The 17,470-nt window shown below is 61.6% G+C and carries 23 protein-coding genes; 17 read left to right on the top strand and 6 right to left on the bottom strand.

The features are described 5' to 3' along the window. Positions 1-3 precede the first annotated feature (3 nt). The 5 genes from ctaD to HFC70_RS24055 all read left to right on the top strand — a co-directional run bounded on the left by ctaD (position 4) and on the right by HFC70_RS24055 (position 4,420). Complete coding sequence (gene ctaD / locus HFC70_RS24075; protein WP_168475850.1) at positions 4-1,692, top strand: cytochrome c oxidase subunit I; 1,689 nt, start codon at positions 4-6, stop codon at positions 1,690-1,692. Positions 1,693-1,779: 87 nt separating this feature from the next. Further along, positions 1,780-2,736 (top strand): heme o synthase, encoded by a 957-nt coding sequence (locus tag HFC70_RS24070; RefSeq protein ID WP_168475849.1) that lies wholly within the window; start codon positions 1,780-1,782, stop codon positions 2,734-2,736. Then, positions 2,736-2,873 (top strand): hypothetical protein, encoded by a 138-nt coding sequence (locus tag HFC70_RS24065; RefSeq protein ID WP_168475848.1) that lies wholly within the window; start codon positions 2,736-2,738, stop codon positions 2,871-2,873. The genes HFC70_RS24070 and HFC70_RS24065 overlap by 1 nt, the downstream gene beginning before the upstream one ends. 10 nt (positions 2,874-2,883) lie before the next feature. Then, the gene (locus tag HFC70_RS24060) at positions 2,884-3,486 is read left to right on the top strand and encodes a cytochrome c oxidase assembly protein (RefSeq protein ID WP_168475847.1); all 603 of its coding nucleotides are present in this window, start codon (positions 2,884-2,886) and stop codon (positions 3,484-3,486) included. 58 nt (positions 3,487-3,544) lie between these two features. Next, a complete protein-coding gene (locus HFC70_RS24055; protein WP_168475846.1) occupies positions 3,545-4,420 on the top strand; it encodes a cytochrome c oxidase subunit 3 in 876 nt (291 codons plus the stop codon). Positions 4,421-4,512: 92 nt separating this feature from the next. Here HFC70_RS24055 and HFC70_RS24050 read toward each other — a convergent pair whose 3' ends face one another. Next, positions 4,513-5,118, bottom strand: coding sequence for a chloramphenicol phosphotransferase (locus HFC70_RS24050; RefSeq protein WP_168475845.1), 606 nt, complete (start codon positions 5,116-5,118; stop codon positions 4,513-4,515). 104 nt (positions 5,119-5,222) lie between these two features. Here HFC70_RS24050 and HFC70_RS24045 point away from each other — a divergent pair, with 104 nt between their 5' ends. The 6 genes from HFC70_RS24045 to HFC70_RS24020 all read left to right on the top strand — a co-directional run bounded on the left by HFC70_RS24045 (position 5,223) and on the right by HFC70_RS24020 (position 9,030). Beyond that, positions 5,223-5,606, top strand: coding sequence for a DUF983 domain-containing protein (locus tag HFC70_RS24045; RefSeq protein WP_168475844.1), 384 nt, complete (start codon positions 5,223-5,225; stop codon positions 5,604-5,606). A gap of 22 nt (positions 5,607-5,628) precedes the next feature. Next, positions 5,629-6,345 (top strand): SURF1 family protein, encoded by a 717-nt coding sequence (locus HFC70_RS24040; RefSeq protein ID WP_246735937.1) that lies wholly within the window; start codon positions 5,629-5,631, stop codon positions 6,343-6,345. A gap of 57 nt (positions 6,346-6,402) precedes the next feature. Next, positions 6,403-6,768: a DUF1304 domain-containing protein gene (locus HFC70_RS24035; RefSeq protein WP_168475842.1), complete on the top strand. Its 366-nt coding sequence runs from the start codon at positions 6,403-6,405 to the stop codon at positions 6,766-6,768. Positions 6,769-6,773: 5 nt separating this feature from the next. Continuing rightward, positions 6,774-7,778, top strand: coding sequence for a 4-hydroxy-3-methylbut-2-enyl diphosphate reductase (ispH, locus tag HFC70_RS24030; protein ID WP_168475841.1), 1,005 nt, complete (start codon positions 6,774-6,776; stop codon positions 7,776-7,778). 27 nt (positions 7,779-7,805) lie between these two features. Next, a complete protein-coding gene (locus HFC70_RS24025) occupies positions 7,806-8,138 on the top strand; it encodes a hypothetical protein (RefSeq protein ID WP_168475840.1) in 333 nt (110 codons plus the stop codon). 193 nt (positions 8,139-8,331) lie between these two features. Next, positions 8,332-9,030 carry a L,D-transpeptidase gene (locus tag HFC70_RS24020; RefSeq protein WP_168475839.1) on the top strand — a complete coding sequence of 233 codons (699 nt, stop codon included), beginning with the start codon at positions 8,332-8,334 and terminating at the stop codon, positions 9,028-9,030. 125 nt (positions 9,031-9,155) lie between these two features. On the opposite strand, the gene HFC70_RS24015 is transcribed toward HFC70_RS24020, so the two are convergent. After that, the gene (locus HFC70_RS24015; protein WP_168475838.1) at positions 9,156-9,587 is read right to left on the bottom strand and encodes an OsmC family protein; all 432 of its coding nucleotides are present in this window, start codon (positions 9,585-9,587) and stop codon (positions 9,156-9,158) included. Positions 9,588-9,806: 219 nt separating this feature from the next. Between HFC70_RS24015 and HFC70_RS24010 the strand changes: the two genes are divergently transcribed. From HFC70_RS24010 to HFC70_RS23995, 4 genes are all read left to right on the top strand, one after another. After that, positions 9,807-10,775, top strand: coding sequence for a homoserine kinase (locus tag HFC70_RS24010; protein ID WP_168475837.1), 969 nt, complete (start codon positions 9,807-9,809; stop codon positions 10,773-10,775). Beyond that, on the top strand, positions 10,772-11,239 hold the full coding sequence (gene rnhA, locus HFC70_RS24005; RefSeq protein ID WP_168475836.1) for a ribonuclease HI: 468 nt from the start codon (positions 10,772-10,774) through the stop codon (positions 11,237-11,239). The genes HFC70_RS24010 and rnhA overlap by 4 nt, the downstream gene beginning before the upstream one ends. A gap of 225 nt (positions 11,240-11,464) precedes the next feature. Beyond that, on the top strand, positions 11,465-11,773 hold the full coding sequence (locus HFC70_RS24000) for a Dabb family protein (RefSeq protein ID WP_168475835.1): 309 nt from the start codon (positions 11,465-11,467) through the stop codon (positions 11,771-11,773). A 147-nt stretch (positions 11,774-11,920) separates the two neighbouring features. After that, the gene (locus HFC70_RS23995; protein ID WP_210259421.1) at positions 11,921-12,853 is read left to right on the top strand and encodes an alpha/beta hydrolase; all 933 of its coding nucleotides are present in this window, start codon (positions 11,921-11,923) and stop codon (positions 12,851-12,853) included. Positions 12,854-13,023: 170 nt separating this feature from the next. Here HFC70_RS23995 and HFC70_RS23990 read toward each other — a convergent pair whose 3' ends face one another. The 3 genes from HFC70_RS23990 to HFC70_RS23980 form a co-directional block, all read right to left on the bottom strand. Further along, on the bottom strand, positions 13,024-13,593 hold the full coding sequence (locus tag HFC70_RS23990) for an AAA family ATPase (RefSeq protein WP_168475834.1): 570 nt from the start codon (positions 13,591-13,593) through the stop codon (positions 13,024-13,026). Positions 13,594-13,701: 108 nt separating this feature from the next. Beyond that, a complete protein-coding gene (locus HFC70_RS23985) occupies positions 13,702-14,187 on the bottom strand; it encodes a peroxiredoxin (protein ID WP_168475833.1) in 486 nt (161 codons plus the stop codon). A 79-nt stretch (positions 14,188-14,266) separates the two neighbouring features. Further along, positions 14,267-15,112 (bottom strand): protein-disulfide reductase DsbD domain-containing protein, encoded by an 846-nt coding sequence (locus HFC70_RS23980; RefSeq protein ID WP_168475832.1) that lies wholly within the window; start codon positions 15,110-15,112, stop codon positions 14,267-14,269. A gap of 166 nt (positions 15,113-15,278) precedes the next feature. Between HFC70_RS23980 and HFC70_RS23975 the strand changes: the two genes are divergently transcribed. After that, on the top strand, positions 15,279-15,884 hold the full coding sequence (locus tag HFC70_RS23975) for a YqgE/AlgH family protein (protein WP_168475831.1): 606 nt from the start codon (positions 15,279-15,281) through the stop codon (positions 15,882-15,884). A gap of 154 nt (positions 15,885-16,038) precedes the next feature. After that, complete coding sequence (locus HFC70_RS23970; protein ID WP_168475830.1) at positions 16,039-16,674, top strand: LysE family translocator; 636 nt, start codon at positions 16,039-16,041, stop codon at positions 16,672-16,674. A gap of 339 nt (positions 16,675-17,013) precedes the next feature. Here HFC70_RS23970 and HFC70_RS23965 read toward each other — a convergent pair whose 3' ends face one another. Then, positions 17,014-17,439, bottom strand: coding sequence for a hypothetical protein (locus tag HFC70_RS23965; RefSeq protein ID WP_168475815.1), 426 nt, complete (start codon positions 17,437-17,439; stop codon positions 17,014-17,016). Positions 17,440-17,470: the final 31 nt, after the last annotated feature.

Genomic DNA, 17,470 nt, shown 5'->3' with positions numbered 1-17,470 from the left:
ACAATGGCTGGACCTATTGCCCACGACGAACACGCTCACGGTCAGGGCGCGCACCACCACGATGATCATCACGACCACAAGCCGGGCTTCTTTACCCGTTGGTTCCTGTCGACCAACCACAAGGACATCGGTACCCTCTATCTGATCTTCGCCATCATCGCCGGCATCATCGGCGGCTCCATGTCGGTTGTCATGCGCTGGGAACTGGCCGAGCCTGGTATCCAGATCTTCCACGGCCTGGCCTCCATGGTCTACGGTTTCGAAGGCGACGCGGCCATCGACGGCGGCAAGCACATGTACAACGTGTTCACCACCGGCCACGCCCTGATCATGATCTTCTTCATGGTCATGCCGGCGCTGATCGGCGGCTTTGCCAACTGGATGATCCCGATCATGATCGGTGCGCCTGACATGGCGTTTCCGCGTCTCAACAACATCTCCTTCTGGCTGATCGTCCCGGCCTTCCTGCTGCTCCTGCTCTCGATGTTCGTCGAAGGACCGGCGGGCGCCTTTGGCGTCGGCGGCGGCTGGACCATGTATCCGCCTCTGTCGACTTCGGGCATGCCCGGACCGGCGGTCGATCTGGCGATCTTCTCGCTGCATATCGCAGGCGCATCCTCGATCCTCGGTGCGATCAACTTCATCACCACCATCCTCAACATGCGCGCTCCGGGCATGACGCTGCACAAGATGCCGCTGTTTGCCTGGGCCGTGCTGGTCACCGCCTTCCTGCTGCTGCTCTCCTTGCCGGTTCTGGCAGGAGGCATCACCATGCTTCTGACCGACCGCAATTTCGGCACGACCTTCTTCGCGCCCGAAGGCGGCGGCGACCCGATTCTCTACCAGCACCTGTTCTGGTTCTTCGGTCACCCGGAAGTGTACATCCTGATCCTGCCCGGCTTCGGCATCATCAGCCACATCATCTCGACCTTCTCGAGAAAGCCTGTCTTCGGCTATCTCGGCATGGCCTATGCCATGGTCGCCATCGGCGCGGTCGGCTTCGTCGTGTGGGCCCACCACATGTACACGGTCGGCCTGTCGCTCTCCGCGCAGCGCTACTTCCTGTTCGCCACCATGGTCATCGCAGTGCCGACCGGCATCAAGATCTTCTCGTGGATCGCAACGATGTGGGGCGGTTCGCTGTCCTTCCGCACGCCCATGGTCTGGGCGATCGGCTTCATCTTCCTGTTCACCGTTGGCGGCGTCACCGGCGTTCAGCTGGCCAATGCCGGCCTCGACCGCTCGATGCACGACACTTATTACGTCGTGGCCCATTTCCACTACGTTCTGTCGCTCGGCGCCGTGTTCGCGATCTTTGCGGCCTGGTACTACTGGTTCCCGAAGATGACCGGCTACATGTATTCGGAATTCCTCGGCAAGCTGCATTTCTGGGTCATGTTCATCGGTGTGAACATGGTGTTCTTCCCGCAGCATTTCTTAGGCCTCGCCGGCATGCCGCGCCGTTACATCGACTATCCCGATGCCTTTGCCGGCTGGAACTACGTCTCCTCGATCGGCTCCTACATCTCGGCCGTCGGCGTGCTGATCTTCCTGGTCTGCGTGTTTGAAGCCTTCGCCCGCAAGCGGGTGGCTGGCGACAATCCCTGGGGCGAGGGTGCGACCACGCTTGAATGGCAGCTGTCGTCGCCGCCGCCGTTCCACCAGTGGGAACAGCTGCCGCGCATCAAGTAAGCGGCCAAGACCCAAGATTGCCTGGCGCCGCGGGATTGAAAGAGATCCCCCGGCGCCGGGCACAAACGGCAGGATCGGAACCATAGAATGGCAGTCATCGACACGATTGAAGGTCTCGGCGGAGAAGGCGAACTGCGCCTCTCGGAAGCCGGTGCCAGCGACTTCTTCGCGCTGTTGAAGCCGCGGGTCATGTCGCTGGTCGTCTTCACGGCCTTTGCCGGTCTCGTTCTGGCGCCGGGCCATATTCATCCGGTGCTGGGCGCCATCGCCATTCTCTGCATCGCGGTCGGTGCCGGCGCCTCCGGCGCGCTCAACATGTGGTACGACGCCGATATCGACGCCGTGATGACCCGCACCGCCAATCGCCCCATTCCCGCCGGCCGCATCGCGCCTGAGGAGGCTCTGGCCTTCGGTCTGGTGCTCTCGGCTTTCTCGGTCACCATCCTCGGCCTGACGGTCAACTGGCTGTCGGCCGGCCTGCTGGCCTTCACCATTTTCTTCTATGCCGTGGTCTATACGATGTGGCTGAAGCGCTCGACGCCGCAGAACATCGTCATCGGCGGCGCCTCCGGCGCCTTCCCGCCGATGATCGGCTGGGCCTGCGTCACCGGCGGCGTGTCGCTCGACAGCATCGTCCTGTTCCTGATCATCTTCTTCTGGACGCCGGCCCATTTCTGGGCGCTCGCTTTGTTCAAGATGCGCGACTACGGCTCGGTCGGCGTGCCGATGCTGCCGAACGTCTCCGGCGAGGCCGTGACCAAGCGCCAGATCGCGCTTTACGCCGTGCTGACGGCCGTCTGCGGCGTCGTTCCGACGCTGACGGGCCTGGCATCGCTCGGCTATGGCATCGTCGCCGCCATGCTCGGCCTTGTCTTCGTTCTCTGTTCCATCGCCGTCTGGCGCATGCCCGACGGCGATGTGAAGATGCTGCCGGCCAAGAAGCTCTTCGCCTTTTCGATCGTCTACCTCTTTGCCATCTTCTCGGCGCTTCTGGTCGATCATTATGCCTTGACGATCATGAGTCTGTTTGGAGGCGCTGTCTGATGGAAACCATCAAGCTCAACGAGGCCCAGAAGAAGTCCCGTCGCGGTCGCAACATCGCCCTTGGCCTGGTTCTGGCCGGCCTTGTCGTTCTGTTCTACGTCATGACGCTGATCAAGATCAGCAATGTCGGACAATAGGGGAGGCGGCATGACGAGCAGTTCCGCCACCCATCAGTCGCGCAACAACGTTGTGGTACTGCTGGCCTGTCTCGCCTTTGTCGGCGGCATGGTCGGGGTAAGCTTCGCTGCCGTGCCGCTCTATCGCATGTTCTGCCAGGTCACCGGCTATAACGGCACGACGCAGCGCGTCGAGCAGATGTCCGATACCGTGCTCGACCAGTCCATGAAGGTGACCTTCGACGCCAATGTATCGTCGGGCCTCAACTGGGATTTCAAGCCGGTCCAGAAATCCATCGAGTTGAAGATCGGCGAGACGGTCAAGATCGACTATCTGGCGACCAACCGGTCGCCGCGTGCCACCAGCGGCCAGGCGGTGTTCAATGTGACGCCGATGGAGGCTGCGGCCTATTTCAACAAGGTCGAGTGCTTCTGCTTCACCGAAACGAAGCTGGAGCCCGGCCAAAGCCTGGAAATGCCCGTGGTATTCTTCATTGATCCGGCAATTGTCGATCAGGAGGAGACCAAGGATATCGGAACGATTACCCTGTCCTATACTTTCTATCCGCATGAGGGGGATAAGCCGGTGGCACAATTGCCGGCGGAAGGTGTGGACGGAAATCCAAAACTGTAAGAGGACGGGTCCGGTCAAGCCGGGCCTGGACAGAATTTGACATTCGGGGATTGCTGACATGGCCGAAGCGCATCAGAAGAATCACGACTACCACATCATCGATCCGAGCCCGTGGCCGCTGCTGGCCTCGATCGGCGCTTTCGTAATGGCCTTCGGCGGCGTGGCTTATATGCGCTATCTGAACGCCGGTTCGTTCAAGCTGTTCGGTCTGGAACTGGCCTCTCCGTGGCTGTTCTTCATCGGCCTTGCCCTCGTGCTCTACACGATGGTCGGCTGGTGGGCGGACACCATCAAGGAAGCCCACGAGGGACACCATACCCGCGTCGTGTCGCTGCATCTGCGCTACGGCATGATCATGTTCATCGCTTCGGAAGTGATGTTCTTCGTCGCCTGGTTCTGGGCCTTCTTCGATGCCAGCCTGTTTGCCAACGAAGCGATCCAGGCAAGCCGCGTCGAGTTCACCGGCGGTCAGTGGCCGCCGAAGGGCACCGAGGTTCTCGATCCCTGGCACCTGCCGATCTACAACACCGTCATCCTGCTTCTGTCGGGCACCTGTGTCACCTGGGCGCACCATGCCCTGCTGCACGGCGACCGCAAGGGCCTGATCAGCGGCCTGACGCTGACCGTTCTCCTCGGCGCGCTGTTCTCCTTCGTGCAGGGCTATGAATATGCCCACGCGCCGTTCGGCTTCAAGGACAGCATCTACGGTGCCACCTTCTTCATGGCCACCGGCTTCCACGGCTTCCACGTCCTGGTCGGCACCATATTCCTGCTGGTCTGCCTGCTGCGGGCGCTGAAGGGCGATTTTACCCCGAAGCAGCATTTCGGCTTCGAAGCCGCCGCCTGGTACTGGCACTTCGTCGACGTGGTCTGGCTGTTCCTGTTCTTCGCCATCTACATCTGGGGCGACTGGGGCGCACCGCTGGCGCACTGACCGACAACAATTGAACTGAATAAAAGAGGCGGGGCCGGGATATCGGCCCCGCCTTTTGTTTGCTTGCCAGTTCGTCTGCCGGAAATCGCGCCTCAGGCGCGCCCGGCCACCCGCTCCAGCGCCGTCGGGCGGGGAATGCCGCGGTCGAGACGCTCCAGAATGGCGTCGGCGCATTCGGTCGGCGTCAGCACATCCGTGTCGAGTTCCATGTCGTAGAGACCGGGCCGCTGCCAGGGGGCCGGCAGCAAGGGCATGGCCTCATCGGCGCGGCGAAACAGCGCTTGCCCTGCCGTGCCGTCGCGGCGACGGGATCTGGCCAGGTCCGATGACAGGTTGCGCATGCCGACCAGCAGCACCGGATAGGTCGAAAGCCGGCGGGCGCAGTGGGAAAGCAGTCCGGGCGGGCGGATCGGTCGGCCGTTGACGCCGAAATCGGCCACCACGTTCAGCCCCATGCGGCTATAGAGCGCGATCGCCTCGTAGAGTGCGGCATGAACGGCCGATATCGGCGGCTCGCCGGCCATGCCCGCGTCTACTGCGCCTCGCTCCACCTTTGGCTCCGAACGCGGCACGCCGGCGCAAAGGCTGATCCACAGGCCCGGAAAACGGCTCTGGATGGCGCTGGCGATCGTGGTTTTCCCGGATCGCGGCATGCCGTTCAGAATGACGACCTGCCCGCAGTTCTGCATGGTGCTCATGACACGGCAACTCCTCCGCTTCGGCGAAAGCATGCCCTTTAAGGTTTGCCTCTGCAATCGGGATAATCTAATGAAAGGGCGCAGGGCATGCAAAGGGAATGACCATGGACGAAGACACCGCACGTTATGCTCCGGTCACGCCGCAGAAGGCGGCCCTTGGCGCCTGCTGCCCGCGTTGCGGTCAGGGCAAGCTGTTCGACGGCCTGACCAAGCTCAAGCCGCGCTGTTCCAACTGCGGGCTGGATTATTCCTTCGCCGATACCGGCGATGGCGCCTCGATCTTCGTCATCCTGATTGCCGATTTTCTGGTGGTCGGCCTCGCCGTCTGGTCCGAGATCACCTATTCGCCGCCGGTCTGGCTGCATATCCTGCTCTGGGGACCGCTGGCCATCGGCCTTTCGCTCTGGCTGCTGCGCACCATCAAGGCCCTGCTGATCTTCCAAGTCTATCACCACAGCGCAAAGCCCGGCACGATCGACCATGAATAAGGTCGCAGCGAGGGCCGCGACTATGGGCCGCGGCAAGTTTCTGGCAAGCCTCGTGATCGTCCTGCTGGCGCTCGCCCTCTTGCTGGCGCTCGGCACCTGGCAGGTCCAGCGCCTCTATTGGAAGGAAGCCCTGGTCGCCGATATCGAGGAGCGCCGCGCCGCAGCGCCTGCGCCACTGTCCGAGATCGAGGCGCTCGCCGCCGCCGGCACCGATATCGACTATCGCCACGCCACCGCCACGGGCCGCTATCTGAACGACAAGGAACGGCATTTCTTCGCGACCTTCCAGGGCATGACGGGTTTCTACGTCTATACGCCGCTGGAACTGGCCGATGGGCGTACCCTCTTCGTCAATCGCGGCTTCGTCGCCTACGAGGACAAGGCGCCCGAGGCCCGCGCAGCAGGCCAGTTGCAGGGCGAGCAGACGGTTGTCGGACTTGCACGAGCCAGGCTTGCCGAAAAGCCGTCCTTCATGGTGCCGGAAAACGATCCGGCCAAGAACATCTTCTACTGGAAGGACCTCGACCAGATGGCGGTAACGACAGGCCTGCCGGCCGATCGCGTTCTGCCCTTCTTCCTTGATGCCGATGCGACGCCCAATCCGGGCGGCGTGCCGATCGGCGGGGTGACGCTGATCGATTTGCCCAACAGCCATCTGCAATATGCCATGACCTGGTATGGCCTGGCCGCCGTCCTGGCCGTGGTCAGCGCCATCGCGCTGTTTCGCCGCAAAACCTGAATTTTCGACGGCCGCGCCGGGCGGCATTGGAATAGATGAAACGCTCTGGAGTCCTGCATGGGTTTGCTTGCCAATTTTCTCGTCGCGCTGGTGGCGCTGGAGCATGTCTACATTCTCGTGCTGGAAATGTTTCTCTGGACCACGCCGCGCGGCCTCAAGGCCTTCCGAATGACGCCGGCGCAGGCCGAGGCCACCAAGGTTCTGGCGGCCAATCAGGGCCTCTACAACGGCTTCCTGGCCGCCGGGCTGTTCTGGTCGCTGATCCATCCCGATCCGGGCTTCGCTTGGCAGCTCAAGCTGTTTTTCCTTGGCGCGGTCACCCTTGCTGCCCTATATGGGGCCTATAGCGTGTCGCGGCGCATCCTGCTCATCCAGGGCTTGCCGGCGATCGTCGCCCTTGTTGTCGTAATTCTGGCTGGCTGATCTTGATGGACATACCGATTGCAAAACCGCCGCTGACGATCAGGCTTTGCGGCCCGCGTGGCTTTTGCGCCGGCGTCGACCGGGCCATCCAGATCGTCGTGCTGGCGCTCAAAGGCTATGGCGCCCCGGTCTATGTGCGCCACGAGATCGTCCACAATCGTTATGTCGTGGAAGGCCTGGAGGCCAAGGGCGCCATTTTCGTCGAGGAACTCGACGAGATCCCGCCGGAGCATCGCCAGCAGCCGGTGGTGTTTTCCGCCCATGGCGTGCCGAAATCCGTGCCGGAAGATGCTACCGCCCGCAATCTGTTCTTTCTCGATGCCACATGCCCGCTGGTTTCCAAGGTGCACAAGCAGGCCATGCGCCACCAACGCCTCGGCCGTCATGTCATCCTGATCGGCCATGCCGGCCACCCCGAAGTGATCGGCACCATGGGCCAATTGCCCGAAGGAACGGTCTCGCTGGTTGAGACCATCGAGGATGCCGATGTCTATGAACCAGCGGATCCCGACAATCTCGGCTTCGTCACGCAGACCACGCTTTCGGTCGACGACACCGCCGGCGTCATCAAGCGGCTGCAGGAGCGTTTCCCCAACCTGACGGCACCGTCGGCCGACAGCATCTGCTATGCCACCACCAACCGCCAGGAAGCGGTGAAACAGGCAGCCCCCGGCTGCGACCTGTTCATCGTCGTCGGCGCGCCGAATTCCTCCAATTCCAAGCGTCTGGTCGAAGTGGCCCTGCGCGCCGGCGCCCAAAAATCCATGCTGGTGCAGCGCGCCAGCGAGATCGACTGGGCCGATATCGGCGACATCGCCACCCTGGGACTTTCCGCCGGCGCCTCCGCCCCGGAAGTCATCGTCAACGAGATCATCGAAGCCTTCAAGGCCCGCTTTGCCACCAGCCTGGAACTCGCCGAATTCTCGATCGAAAACGAACACTTCCTCGTCAACCGCGAACTGCGCCCCATTGAACTCACCACCGAGGACATGGCCTGGGTGAATGGGTAATAGCTCGAGCAGTGGGGGAATGAGCACTTGGACAAGGCAGCCGACCCGACGATCTGGGAAATTCTGTTCTTCATCGTCAATTGTGCTGTCATCCTTGTGATGACGCTCGGTTTCATCGCCTTCGCCGGAGGCAATTTTTGGCTTTTCAACGTGTCGATCTTTAGAGCACTTTTCGCGGGTCGGTCCGGCGCCACCATGGGTGAAGACGCTGCCGTCCGGCTTGAGGCTGGTGCGAGTGTGCTCACTGACGACGTCCATGCAAAGACGCGCCGCCGCGTGTGGCGGGGACTTGCCATATTTCTCATGGGCTTCCTTTATTTTGTTATTGTGACAATCGTCTCAGTCCTGCTTGAACAGTAAGAATCTATCCAATTGCGAAGAGTTGGTTGATCGGCGAACTCTGCCCCATTGAGTTCACCACCGAGGACATGGCCTGGGTGAATGGGTGAGGCAATGACGCATTCGTGACGGGCTTTCGCCTTGCCAAGCGGCGCGAGGCATCGTTAGAACACGACCTATATTCGGTCCCCCCTTTTGTTTGAGAGATTACGCCATGCCGTCGGAAATTTTGCTGTCCCGGAGAGGCTTCGTGCTGGCCGGGGCGCTGGCCGCCTTGTCCGGCTGCGCCAGCACCCTGCCGGGTGGGCGCAACGCTCCCGTGCCCGCCATGGCCCGCCGGCCCATCGTGCCGCCATCGCCGGAAGAGCTGGCGCTCAATTACGGTCCGGTCGAGGATGGCGGCTTCGCCCTGCCGCCCATTCCCTATGAGAAGATCGATCCGCAGTTCTACCGCCAGCGTGTGGTCGATCCGACCGGCGAGAGACCGGGCACCGTGGTGGTCGATACGCCGTCGCGTTTCCTCTATGTGGTCGAGCCGGGCGGCACGGCGATGCGCTACGGCGTCGGCATCGGCCGCGATGGGTTCGCCTGGCAGGGCGAGGGCGTCATCCACTGGCGCCAGACCTGGCCGCGCTGGAAGCCGCCGAACGAGATGGTGGCCCGCCAGCCCGAACTGGAGAAATACTCGATCGCCAATGGCGGCATGGAGCCTGGCCTGCGCAATCCCCTCGGCGCCCGCGCGCTCTACATCTTCCAGAATAACGAGGATACGCTCTACCGCCTGCATGGCTCGCCGGACTGGGCCTCGATCGGCAAGGCGACCTCGTCGGGCTGCGTGCGGCTGATCAACCAGGACGTCATCGACCTCTACGCCCGCGTGCCCTTCAAGGCGCGCATCGTCGTCCGGCAGTAGCAGTAGATGCCGAAACGCTGCGGGTGCCCGCGGCGCTTCCACCATCCTCCATCATCCCGGCTCAAGGCCAGGATGACGAGTGGGGAGGTGTCGCTGACTGCTAACGGCCGCCGCCCTGTCGTCCTTTACCCGAAGCTGACATTCAACGTGATCGGCACGGCGGCAAGCGCCTTGGACACCGGGCAACCCTGCTTGGCCTTGTTGGCAATCTCGGTAAAGGTCGCCTCGTCCGTGCCGGGCACCACGCCCTTCAGGTTGAGCTCGATGGCCGTGATGGCGAACCCGTCGGCCAGCTTCTCCAGCGTCACGACGGCCTTGGTGTCGAGGCTGTCGGCCTTGAAACCGGCGTCGCCGAGCATCAGGGACAAAGCCATGGTGAAGCAGGCGGCGTGCGCAGCACCAATCAGTTCTTCCGGATTGGTGCCGGCAACCCCTTCGAAGCGCGTGTTGAAGCCATAGGGATGGTCGCTCAAAGCGCCGCTCTCGGTGGAGATTTGTCCCTTGCCGTCTTTCAGGCCACCCGTCCAATGCGCCGAGCCGTTTTTCTGAATTTTCATCTACTCTCTCCATCCGTTTGGGACACTGTAATTCGTATTGACGACAGTTAACCCGTGGCTCCGGCAACTGTTCCTCTTTTTCTGGCATGCCGGGCAACGGCGAAAGCGTCAGCGCATGGGCGACCATTTCCTGTGCCTGATGTCGCGCCGGGGGTAGCACTGCCGCGCCCCTCACTGTATGCGTTTGAAACACCTTGAAGCAGCGCAGGACCCTCAACTGTGGCAGTCTATACCGATACCAACGAAGTCGATCTGAAGGCGTTTCTGGCCGAATACGAGGCCGGCGAACTGCTGTCCTACAAGGGCATTGCCGAGGGCGTCGAAAATTCCAATTTCCTGCTGCATACCAGCACCGGGCCGCTGATCCTGACGCTCTATGAGAAGCGCACCGATCGCAACGACCTGCCGTTTTTCCTCGGGCTGATGCACCATCTGGCCGCCCGCGGCCTGTCCTGCCCGCTGCCGCTGCCGCGCAAGGATGGCGCGCTGCTGGGCGAACTGTCGGGCCGCCCGGCCGCGCTCATCAGCTTTCTCGAAGGCATGTGGCTGCGCAAGCCCGAGGCGCGCCATTGCCGCGAGGTCGGCGTGGCGCTGGCGCAGATGCATGTGGCGGGCGAGGGGTTCGAGCTGACGCGCCCGAATGCGCTGTCGCTCGATGGCTGGCAGTCGCTGTGGCACAAGTCGAAGGACCGGGCAGACGAGGTGGAAGCGGGCCTCGAAGAGGAAATCGGCGCGGAACTCGAATTCCTCGCCGCCCATTGGCCCAAAGACCTGCCGGCCGGCGTCATCCATGCCGATCTCTTCCCCGACAATGTCTTCTTCCTGGGCGATAGCCTGTCGGGCCTGATCGACTTCTATTTCGCCTGCAACGACTTCCTGGTCTATGACCTGTCGGTCTGCCTCAATGCCTGGTGCTTCGAAAAGGACGGCAGCTACAACATCACCAAGGGCATGGCCATGCTGGAGGGCTACCAGTCGGTGCGCCCGCTCTCGGCAGACGAGATCGACGCCCTGCCGGTGTTGTCGCGCGGCTCGGCGCTGCGCTTCTTCCTGACGCGGCTCTATGACTGGCTGACGACGCCGGAAGGCGCGCTGGTGGTCAAGAAGGATCCGCTCGAATATCTGAAAAAGCTGCGCTTCCACCGCCAGGTGGTGAAAAGCGCCGAATATGGACTGCAAATCCGATGAAACATGTCGATATCTTCACCGATGGCGCCTGCTCGGGCAATCCCGGACCCGGCGGCTGGGGCGCCGTGCTGCGCCATGGCGATACGGAAAAGGACCTGTGCGGCGGCGAGGCCGACACCACCAACAACCGCATGGAACTCTTGGCCGCCATCTCGGCGCTCAATGCGCTGAAAAGCCCCTGCGAGGTCGATCTGCACACCGACAGCAAATATGTCATGGACGGCATTTCGAAATGGATTTTCGGCTGGAAGAAGAACGGCTGGAAAACCGCCGACAAGAAGCCGGTCAAGAATGGCGAACTCTGGCAGGCGCTGGACGCCGCCAACCAGCGCCACAAGGTCACCTGGCACTGGGTCAAGGGCCATGCCGGCCACCCGGAAAACGAACGCGCCGACGAACTGGCCCGCAAGGGCATGGAGCCCTTCAAGAAGGGCGGCGCCCACAAGGCGCTGATGGGCGGCTAAAGCATGTTGCCCGAAAGTGGGTACCGGTTTCGGGACGACGACATGCGGCAAAACAAAGAGATAAAGCGTGAAGAGCGAATCTGAAAGATCGCGACACGCTTTAGAGCTTTCGCACTCCGGCCAGCGCGGGTGCGACACCGGATCCGCGCCTGGGCGACAATTGCCGTCTTGCCAAAGCCCGGCCAGCCCCTATGCTCCCGTCAAAACAAGGCAAGGGAGACACTCATGATCAGACATTGCGTATTCCTGCGGTTCAAGGCCGCCATGCAAGACGCCGAGAAGCAAGCGATCTACGAGGCGATCGCCGCGCTGAAAGAGGTCGTCCCCGGCATGGTGGATGTGACCTTTGGCCCCAATGTCTCGCCGGAAGGCCTGAACGGCGGCTATCTCGACGGCTTCATCGTCACCTTCGAGGACGCCGTGGTCCGCGACTACTATCTCAAACACCCAGACCACCTCGCCGTCGGCGAACGCATCGTCAAAGCCACCGATGGCGGCCTGTCGGGCATTCTGGTGTTTGATATGGAGGGGTGAGCGGGCTTGCATCGAGAAATGCCTGGGGCGCTCGCGCCTGCCGGGCATTCTCGATCCGTGTTTCCGGCAGCTTGGTGGAATCGCGATCAGCCTCTGGGCTCGAACCAGATAGAATCGATTCCGAAGAAAAGAGAAAGCCAAGGGAGAATGGCACGGATATTTTTCTTCATAATATGTGGTCTGATCGGCGTGTTTGCGGTGAGTTGGCAAGCTGAGGCCGAAAACGATCAGGTTTGGCAGCCGCCGGGCGGCGTGCAGCAAATTCCGATCTGGCCGCATGAGGCGCCAGACATGGAGGATGTGTCACTCCCGCCGGAAAGTTTGAAGCCGGGAACACAGACGATTCTGAATGTCACCAATCCGACAATGACGGTCTATGCGCCCAAGGGTAAGAACACCGGCGCTGCAATGGTGGTGTTTCCCGGCGGTGGGTTCCGTGTACTGGCAATGGACATAGAGGGCACCGAGATCTGCGATTGGATAACGGCCAATGGCATAACCTGTGTTCTTCTAAAATATCGAGTACCGGGAAGCGATGATTATTGGGACACCAAATGCCATTGCCGGATTACACCCAAGATACGCCGTGCCCTTCAAGACGCCCAACGCACAGTGCGGCTTGTCAGAGCACGCTCGCAGGCGTTGAATGTTGATCCGCACAAAATTGGCGTGATTGGGTTTTCCGCTGGCGGGTTTCTGGTGGCGGAAACAAGCAATATTCTGAAGCCCAATTATTCACCCGTGGATGAGGCAGACACGTTGAGTAGTCGACCGGACTTTGCTATCGCCGCCTTCCCAGGGCATATGTGTTTTGACTCCGGACAACCGCGGCGTACGAATTTTGAGGTTACGAAGGCAGCGCCGCCAACATTCCTCGTTCACGCGCGCGACGACGACGTCGATCATGTGTGCAATAGTCAAGTTTATGCGGAGAGGCTCAAGAAAGCTGGTGTGCCGACTGAACTCCATATCTTTGATGAGGGTGGTCATGCGTTTGCATTACGAAAGCCTGATTTACCAATCGGGCAGTGGCCCAATCTGGTAATCGTCTGGCTAAAGAAAATAGGCATGATGCCATAGGTGCGTAGCCGCAGATTTCGATGGCGTAAGATCGTGGAAAAATCCGGCATGATGATTTTCTTTTGAAATGAGCCGGAATTCCCCTCTATCACCGTCGCTTAAAATGGCAATGCCACCGACGGCGGCCTGTCGGGCATTCTGGTGTTTGATATATGGACGGATGAGGAGGGCTATCTGGCCTGGCCAGCCAGAGCGACGAGGCGATCCATTGCCGTGTGTGACGGTAAAATTGCCAGGGGAACGCCGGGGCCATAACGATCAATGTTACGCACGAAAAGCGGCGCATATTTCGTCTCGAAATTCCAGATATAGGACAGGAATTCCCGGTTGGGCAGTGGCTCGGGGCATCCTTCGGCCATGTCGGGGCGGACGGTGCCGAAATGGCGCAGGACCCGCTTTGCAAGGCCGAACAGGGCCATGCGCCTTGGAACCCGAACCCAGAGTACCAGGTCGGTGCGCGGCAGCCTGATGTCGAAGGTCGAGGCACCACTGCCGTCCATTACCCAGCGGTCGCGCGTTGCTAGATCCTGAATGATCGTCCGCTGCTCGTCCTTGGCGCGTTCTGTCCATCCGGGCAGCCAGCGGACATCGCGATCAAGCGATTGGAACTCCATCGCGAAGCTCGCCGCAATACGGCGCGAAAGGGTCGTCTTGCCGCCGCCTGAACAGCCGATGACCAGCACTCGCTGGCATTTCGCAAGAACCTCTGCCGCTTCATCGATCGATACATAGTTGGGCAATAGAGGCTCCTGCGCAGTCTAAGAGCTTGGTGTTTGGAGATGGTTCTACAAAGTCCCCTCTCTTCTCCCCGAGAAGAGAGGGGCGAACGCCCTGCCTATGAGCCGGGCCTAGAGCTGCTCGATCATCGCCGCAGCCGCCGAGACGGTTGCCTGGCCGGGGTTTTCCTCGATGTTCAGCGATTTGACCACACCATCTTCGACCAGCATGGAATAGCGCTTGGAGCGCACGCCGAGGCCGCCGGCCGAGAGGTCGGCGTCAAGGCCGAGCGCCTTGGTGAAGCTGGCATCCCAGTCGGCGAGGAAGTGGATCTTGCCGAGCCCGCCGGACTGCTGTGCCCAGGCGCCCATGACATGCCAGTCATTGACGGAAATGACGGCGATGTCGTCGACGCCGCGCGACAGGATCGCGTCGCGGTTTTCCAGGTATCCCGGCAGGTGGTTCAGCGTGCAGGTCGGCGTGAACGCGCCGGGCACGGCAAACACCACGACGCGCTTGCCCTTGAACAGCTGTTCGGTGGTCGTTTCCACCGGACCGTCCGCGGTCTTTTCCTTGAAGGTGGCAGGCGGCAGGCTTTCGCCGATGGCAATGGTCATGGGGCTCTCCTCAAAAAAACAAACGCTGATCGGCCGGCGGGGCTCCGCAGGCCTTGTCGCCAGCGACTATAGATTTGCCTTAGTCAAAGGCAAGCGGGCTTTCCATGGCTCGCTTGCCCGATATCACCAGCACCTGCCAGGTCTTGGCTGCGATGGAATAATGGCGCGGCAGCTTGGCGATCGGCAGGTCGACCGTCAGCCGGCCGTCGCCGGCGGACGCCGCGGCATACTCGGTAAAGACATAGCCGTTCGGCCCGGTTACCATGATTTGCGGGCGCTCCCCGGCGCCCTTGGGCAGCATCAGGTCCAGCCGCAACTGCTTCAAATCCTCGGCCATCGCAAAACTGGTCACGGCGAAATCCGCCGAGGGTGCCTCCGGAAGGCGGGCCAGCGCCGCGGTCTGGATCGCCGTTTCCTCGGCACTGGTTGTCGTCGCCGGCGACAGGGTGACGGTGAGCTCTGCCTGGAACGGAATGCAGATATTGCGGCACAGGCCGATGAAGACGGTTGCGTCCAGCGCCGGCGGCGCCTGGGAGATAGGCCCCGACAGCACCATCGGCAGGCTGACGGCCGCATCATAGCCGATGTCGCGTACCTCTCCGCTGTCGAGTCGTTTCGGCACGGGAAAGGACAGCGAGGCAAGGCCGAACGGGCTGCCCGGCGCAAAGGTAATGGACGGCGGAATGCCGCTGTCGCCGGGCTCGCGCCAATAGGTGGTCCAGCCGGGATTGGGCTCGATCTGCAGTACGGCCGGGCGGTTGCCCTTGGCATCGGCATCCAGCACGACCAGCCGCATCCGGCCGCCCTCGTTGCTCGCCCAGTCCGACACCGCGGCGCGGCTGCCGGTCGGCAGGATGAGCAGCACTGCAGCGACGAGCGGCAGGGCAAGGGCATGGCGGGACCAGAGCAGGGCGAGGCTTTTCATGGGGGCTGGATTTAACCCAAAGGCCGGCCGCCGGCCAGTCACGCTTTTGCGTTCTTTATCATTTTCAGTTGATTGATCGGCCACTATGCCCCATCTTTGAAGAGAGCAAACACGCCGGTGGCAAGGTGCTGCCAGGCCGTAGTCAAGGCTGAGAGCGGGAGGCACCATGGTTTTTTCGACCTTAACGGCAGACCGCGAACGGGGATTTCTCGACGGTCAGTTCCTGATCGCCATGCCCGGCATGGCCGACAGCAATTTTCATCGCACGGTGATCTATGTCTGCGCCCATTCGCCGGCCGGCGCCATGGGTTTCATCATCAACCGCTCGCAGCCGGTCTCCTTCGCCGATGTGCTGCAGCATCTGAAGCTGATCGACCGGCAGGACGCTATCATGCTGCCGGAGCGCGCCCGTGATTTCCCCATCCAGTGCGGCGGCCCGGTGGAAAGCGGCCGCGGCTTCGTGCTGCATTCCGACGATTACCTGAGCGACAGCAGCATACCGGTCAGCGACGACATTTCGCTGACCGCCACGCTCGATATCGTGCGCGCCATTTCCGCCGGCCGCGGCCCGCGCCGCGCCACTATGATGCTGGGTTATGCCGGCTGGGGGGCAGGGCAGCTGGAAGCGGAAATCGCCGGCAATGGCTGGCTCAATTGCCCGGCTTCCGAGGACCTGATCTTCGATCGCGGCCTCGACAGCAAATACGAGCGCGCCCTGGCGCGGATGGGCGTCAGCCCCGCCATGCTGTCGATGGATGCCGGCCACGCCTGACGGGGCGCACTTGACTGGACACGTCTGACTGGTCCCACCTTAACGGAACAGGTCGGCGGGTTCGGCGTCTCCACGCCCTCTGGCGTTTTTTCACGGGATCGCTAGGGTGGCAGGACCGTGCCGCGCAACCGTCCCCTGAAAGCCGAGAAACCCGATGCCCTCCACCGATCTGCTGCTCGCCTTTTTCCTGACCACGGCGGTGTTCGCCTTCATTCCGGGGCCGGCCATGCTTTATGTCGCGGCGCGCACGCTGGCGGCCGACCGTCGCGCCGGGCTGATGGCGACGCTCGGCATTCATCTCGGCTGCTATGCCCATGTCATTGCCGCCGCCGCCGGCCTGTCGATCCTGTTTCATCTGGTGCCGGTGCTCTATCTGGCGGTGAAACTGGCCGGCGCCGCCTATCTGATCTTCCTCGGCATCCGCATGTTCCGCAGCCGCGGTCAGCAGGAACCGGGGCAGGTGCCGGTCCTTTCGCCAAAATCCGCCAGCCGCGCTTTCCTGGAAAGTATCGCCGTCGAGGTGCTGAACCCCAAGACGGCGATCTTCTTTTTAGCCTTCCTGCCGCAATTCGTCGATGCCGGCGCCAGTTTTCCGGTCTGGCTGCAGTTCCTGATTCTCGGAACCGCCGTCAACCTGATGTTCTCTTTTGCCGACGTGGTCTGCGTGCTTGCCGCCGGCCTCATCACATCGCGCCTGTCGCGCATCTCCTCCCTGCAGCGCAACCTACAACGCGCCGGCGGCGCCATCCTCGTCGGCCTCGGCCTGCATGTGGCATTTCAGAGGACGTGAGGGGGACGAATGATCGGGTGGCGGTTAGCTAGCCTTGGTTAGCCAGCCTTGCCCCTCACCCTAACCCTCTCCCCGCAGGCGGGGCGAGGGGACGTGCCCCATTGGTATCGCCGAAGGATGTCGTAGGGTACGAGGCAAGTGGACGGCTGCGTCATAGTCCCTTCTCCCCGCCTGCGGGGAGAAGGTGCCGGCAGGTCAGGCGCAACGCGTTGCGCCGGGGATGAGGGGCTGACGCTCGAGAGCAAATCGATCGAATGTGTAGGTCGGCCCCACAAGCTCCGTCATCCCGGCTCGCTCAGCGACCTGAGGTCCGTTAGGTCAGATGCCACATTAGGTAGGTTACGCCTCTCGCGGTAGAGACTGCGAGGTTGAAAATACGGGTCGCATCCGAGAGGTTTGTGTATAGCCGGTGGCGCTAAAGGTGAGGTGCCCCACGTCAAGTTCGACGACGTAGTCCCAGATAGTCAGTTCTTTGTTCGAAGTTGGCCGACAGTTGTTGCGGGTAATGTTCTGGATTGTCGTGTCGCCCTGATCTTCCCACGACAGGGCGATTTTCAAGTCAAACACGTTTCTGAACTCAAGAGTGCATGGGGCAACATCCCACCCTCGTACCATTTCGCCCTCCCAATACCATTTGAAAATGTAGTCGATATCAAACGTCACCGATTGGTTGGCTTGTGGGAAGGACAAGGAGTAGACACATGCGTCATGCCAACCCATGTCGGGAAAGTCTGCATCTGTCCAGACATCGCGATAGTCCGACATATTTGCCTCCATCGAAGCTCTATTGCACCGG

Source organism: Agrobacterium sp. a22-2, assembly GCF_012276985.1.
Classification (GTDB): domain Bacteria; phylum Pseudomonadota; class Alphaproteobacteria; order Rhizobiales; family Rhizobiaceae; genus Allorhizobium.
This window is presented reverse-complemented; position numbering and strand designations above follow the sequence as displayed.

Coding starts and splice junctions, on each gene's coding strand:
- ctaD (WP_168475850.1), top strand. CDS start 4: ATGGCTGGACCTATTGCCCACGACGAACACGCTCACGGTCAGGGCGCG.
- HFC70_RS24070 (WP_168475849.1), top strand. CDS start 1,780: ATGGCAGTCATCGACACGATTGAAGGTCTCGGCGGAGAAGGCGAACTG.
- HFC70_RS24065 (WP_168475848.1), top strand. CDS start 2,736: ATGGAAACCATCAAGCTCAACGAGGCCCAGAAGAAGTCCCGTCGCGGT.
- HFC70_RS24060 (WP_168475847.1), top strand. CDS start 2,884: ATGACGAGCAGTTCCGCCACCCATCAGTCGCGCAACAACGTTGTGGTA.
- HFC70_RS24055 (WP_168475846.1), top strand. CDS start 3,545: ATGGCCGAAGCGCATCAGAAGAATCACGACTACCACATCATCGATCCG.
- HFC70_RS24050 (WP_168475845.1), bottom strand. CDS start 5,118: ATGAGCACCATGCAGAACTGCGGGCAGGTCGTCATTCTGAACGGCATG.
- HFC70_RS24045 (WP_168475844.1), top strand. CDS start 5,223: ATGGACGAAGACACCGCACGTTATGCTCCGGTCACGCCGCAGAAGGCG.
- HFC70_RS24040 (WP_246735937.1), top strand. CDS start 5,629: ATGGGCCGCGGCAAGTTTCTGGCAAGCCTCGTGATCGTCCTGCTGGCG.
- HFC70_RS24035 (WP_168475842.1), top strand. CDS start 6,403: ATGGGTTTGCTTGCCAATTTTCTCGTCGCGCTGGTGGCGCTGGAGCAT.
- ispH (WP_168475841.1), top strand. CDS start 6,774: ATGGACATACCGATTGCAAAACCGCCGCTGACGATCAGGCTTTGCGGC.
- HFC70_RS24020 (WP_168475839.1), top strand. CDS start 8,332: ATGCCGTCGGAAATTTTGCTGTCCCGGAGAGGCTTCGTGCTGGCCGGG.
- HFC70_RS24015 (WP_168475838.1), bottom strand. CDS start 9,587: ATGAAAATTCAGAAAAACGGCTCGGCGCATTGGACGGGTGGCCTGAAA.
- rnhA (WP_168475836.1), top strand. CDS start 10,772: ATGAAACATGTCGATATCTTCACCGATGGCGCCTGCTCGGGCAATCCC.
- HFC70_RS24000 (WP_168475835.1), top strand. CDS start 11,465: ATGATCAGACATTGCGTATTCCTGCGGTTCAAGGCCGCCATGCAAGAC.
- HFC70_RS23995 (WP_210259421.1), top strand. CDS start 11,921: ATGGCACGGATATTTTTCTTCATAATATGTGGTCTGATCGGCGTGTTT.
- HFC70_RS23985 (WP_168475833.1), bottom strand. CDS start 14,187: ATGACCATTGCCATCGGCGAAAGCCTGCCGCCTGCCACCTTCAAGGAA.
- HFC70_RS23980 (WP_168475832.1), bottom strand. CDS start 15,112: ATGAAAAGCCTCGCCCTGCTCTGGTCCCGCCATGCCCTTGCCCTGCCG.
- HFC70_RS23975 (WP_168475831.1), top strand. CDS start 15,279: ATGGTTTTTTCGACCTTAACGGCAGACCGCGAACGGGGATTTCTCGAC.
- HFC70_RS23970 (WP_168475830.1), top strand. CDS start 16,039: ATGCCCTCCACCGATCTGCTGCTCGCCTTTTTCCTGACCACGGCGGTG.
- HFC70_RS23965 (WP_168475815.1), bottom strand. CDS start 17,439: ATGTCGGACTATCGCGATGTCTGGACAGATGCAGACTTTCCCGACATG.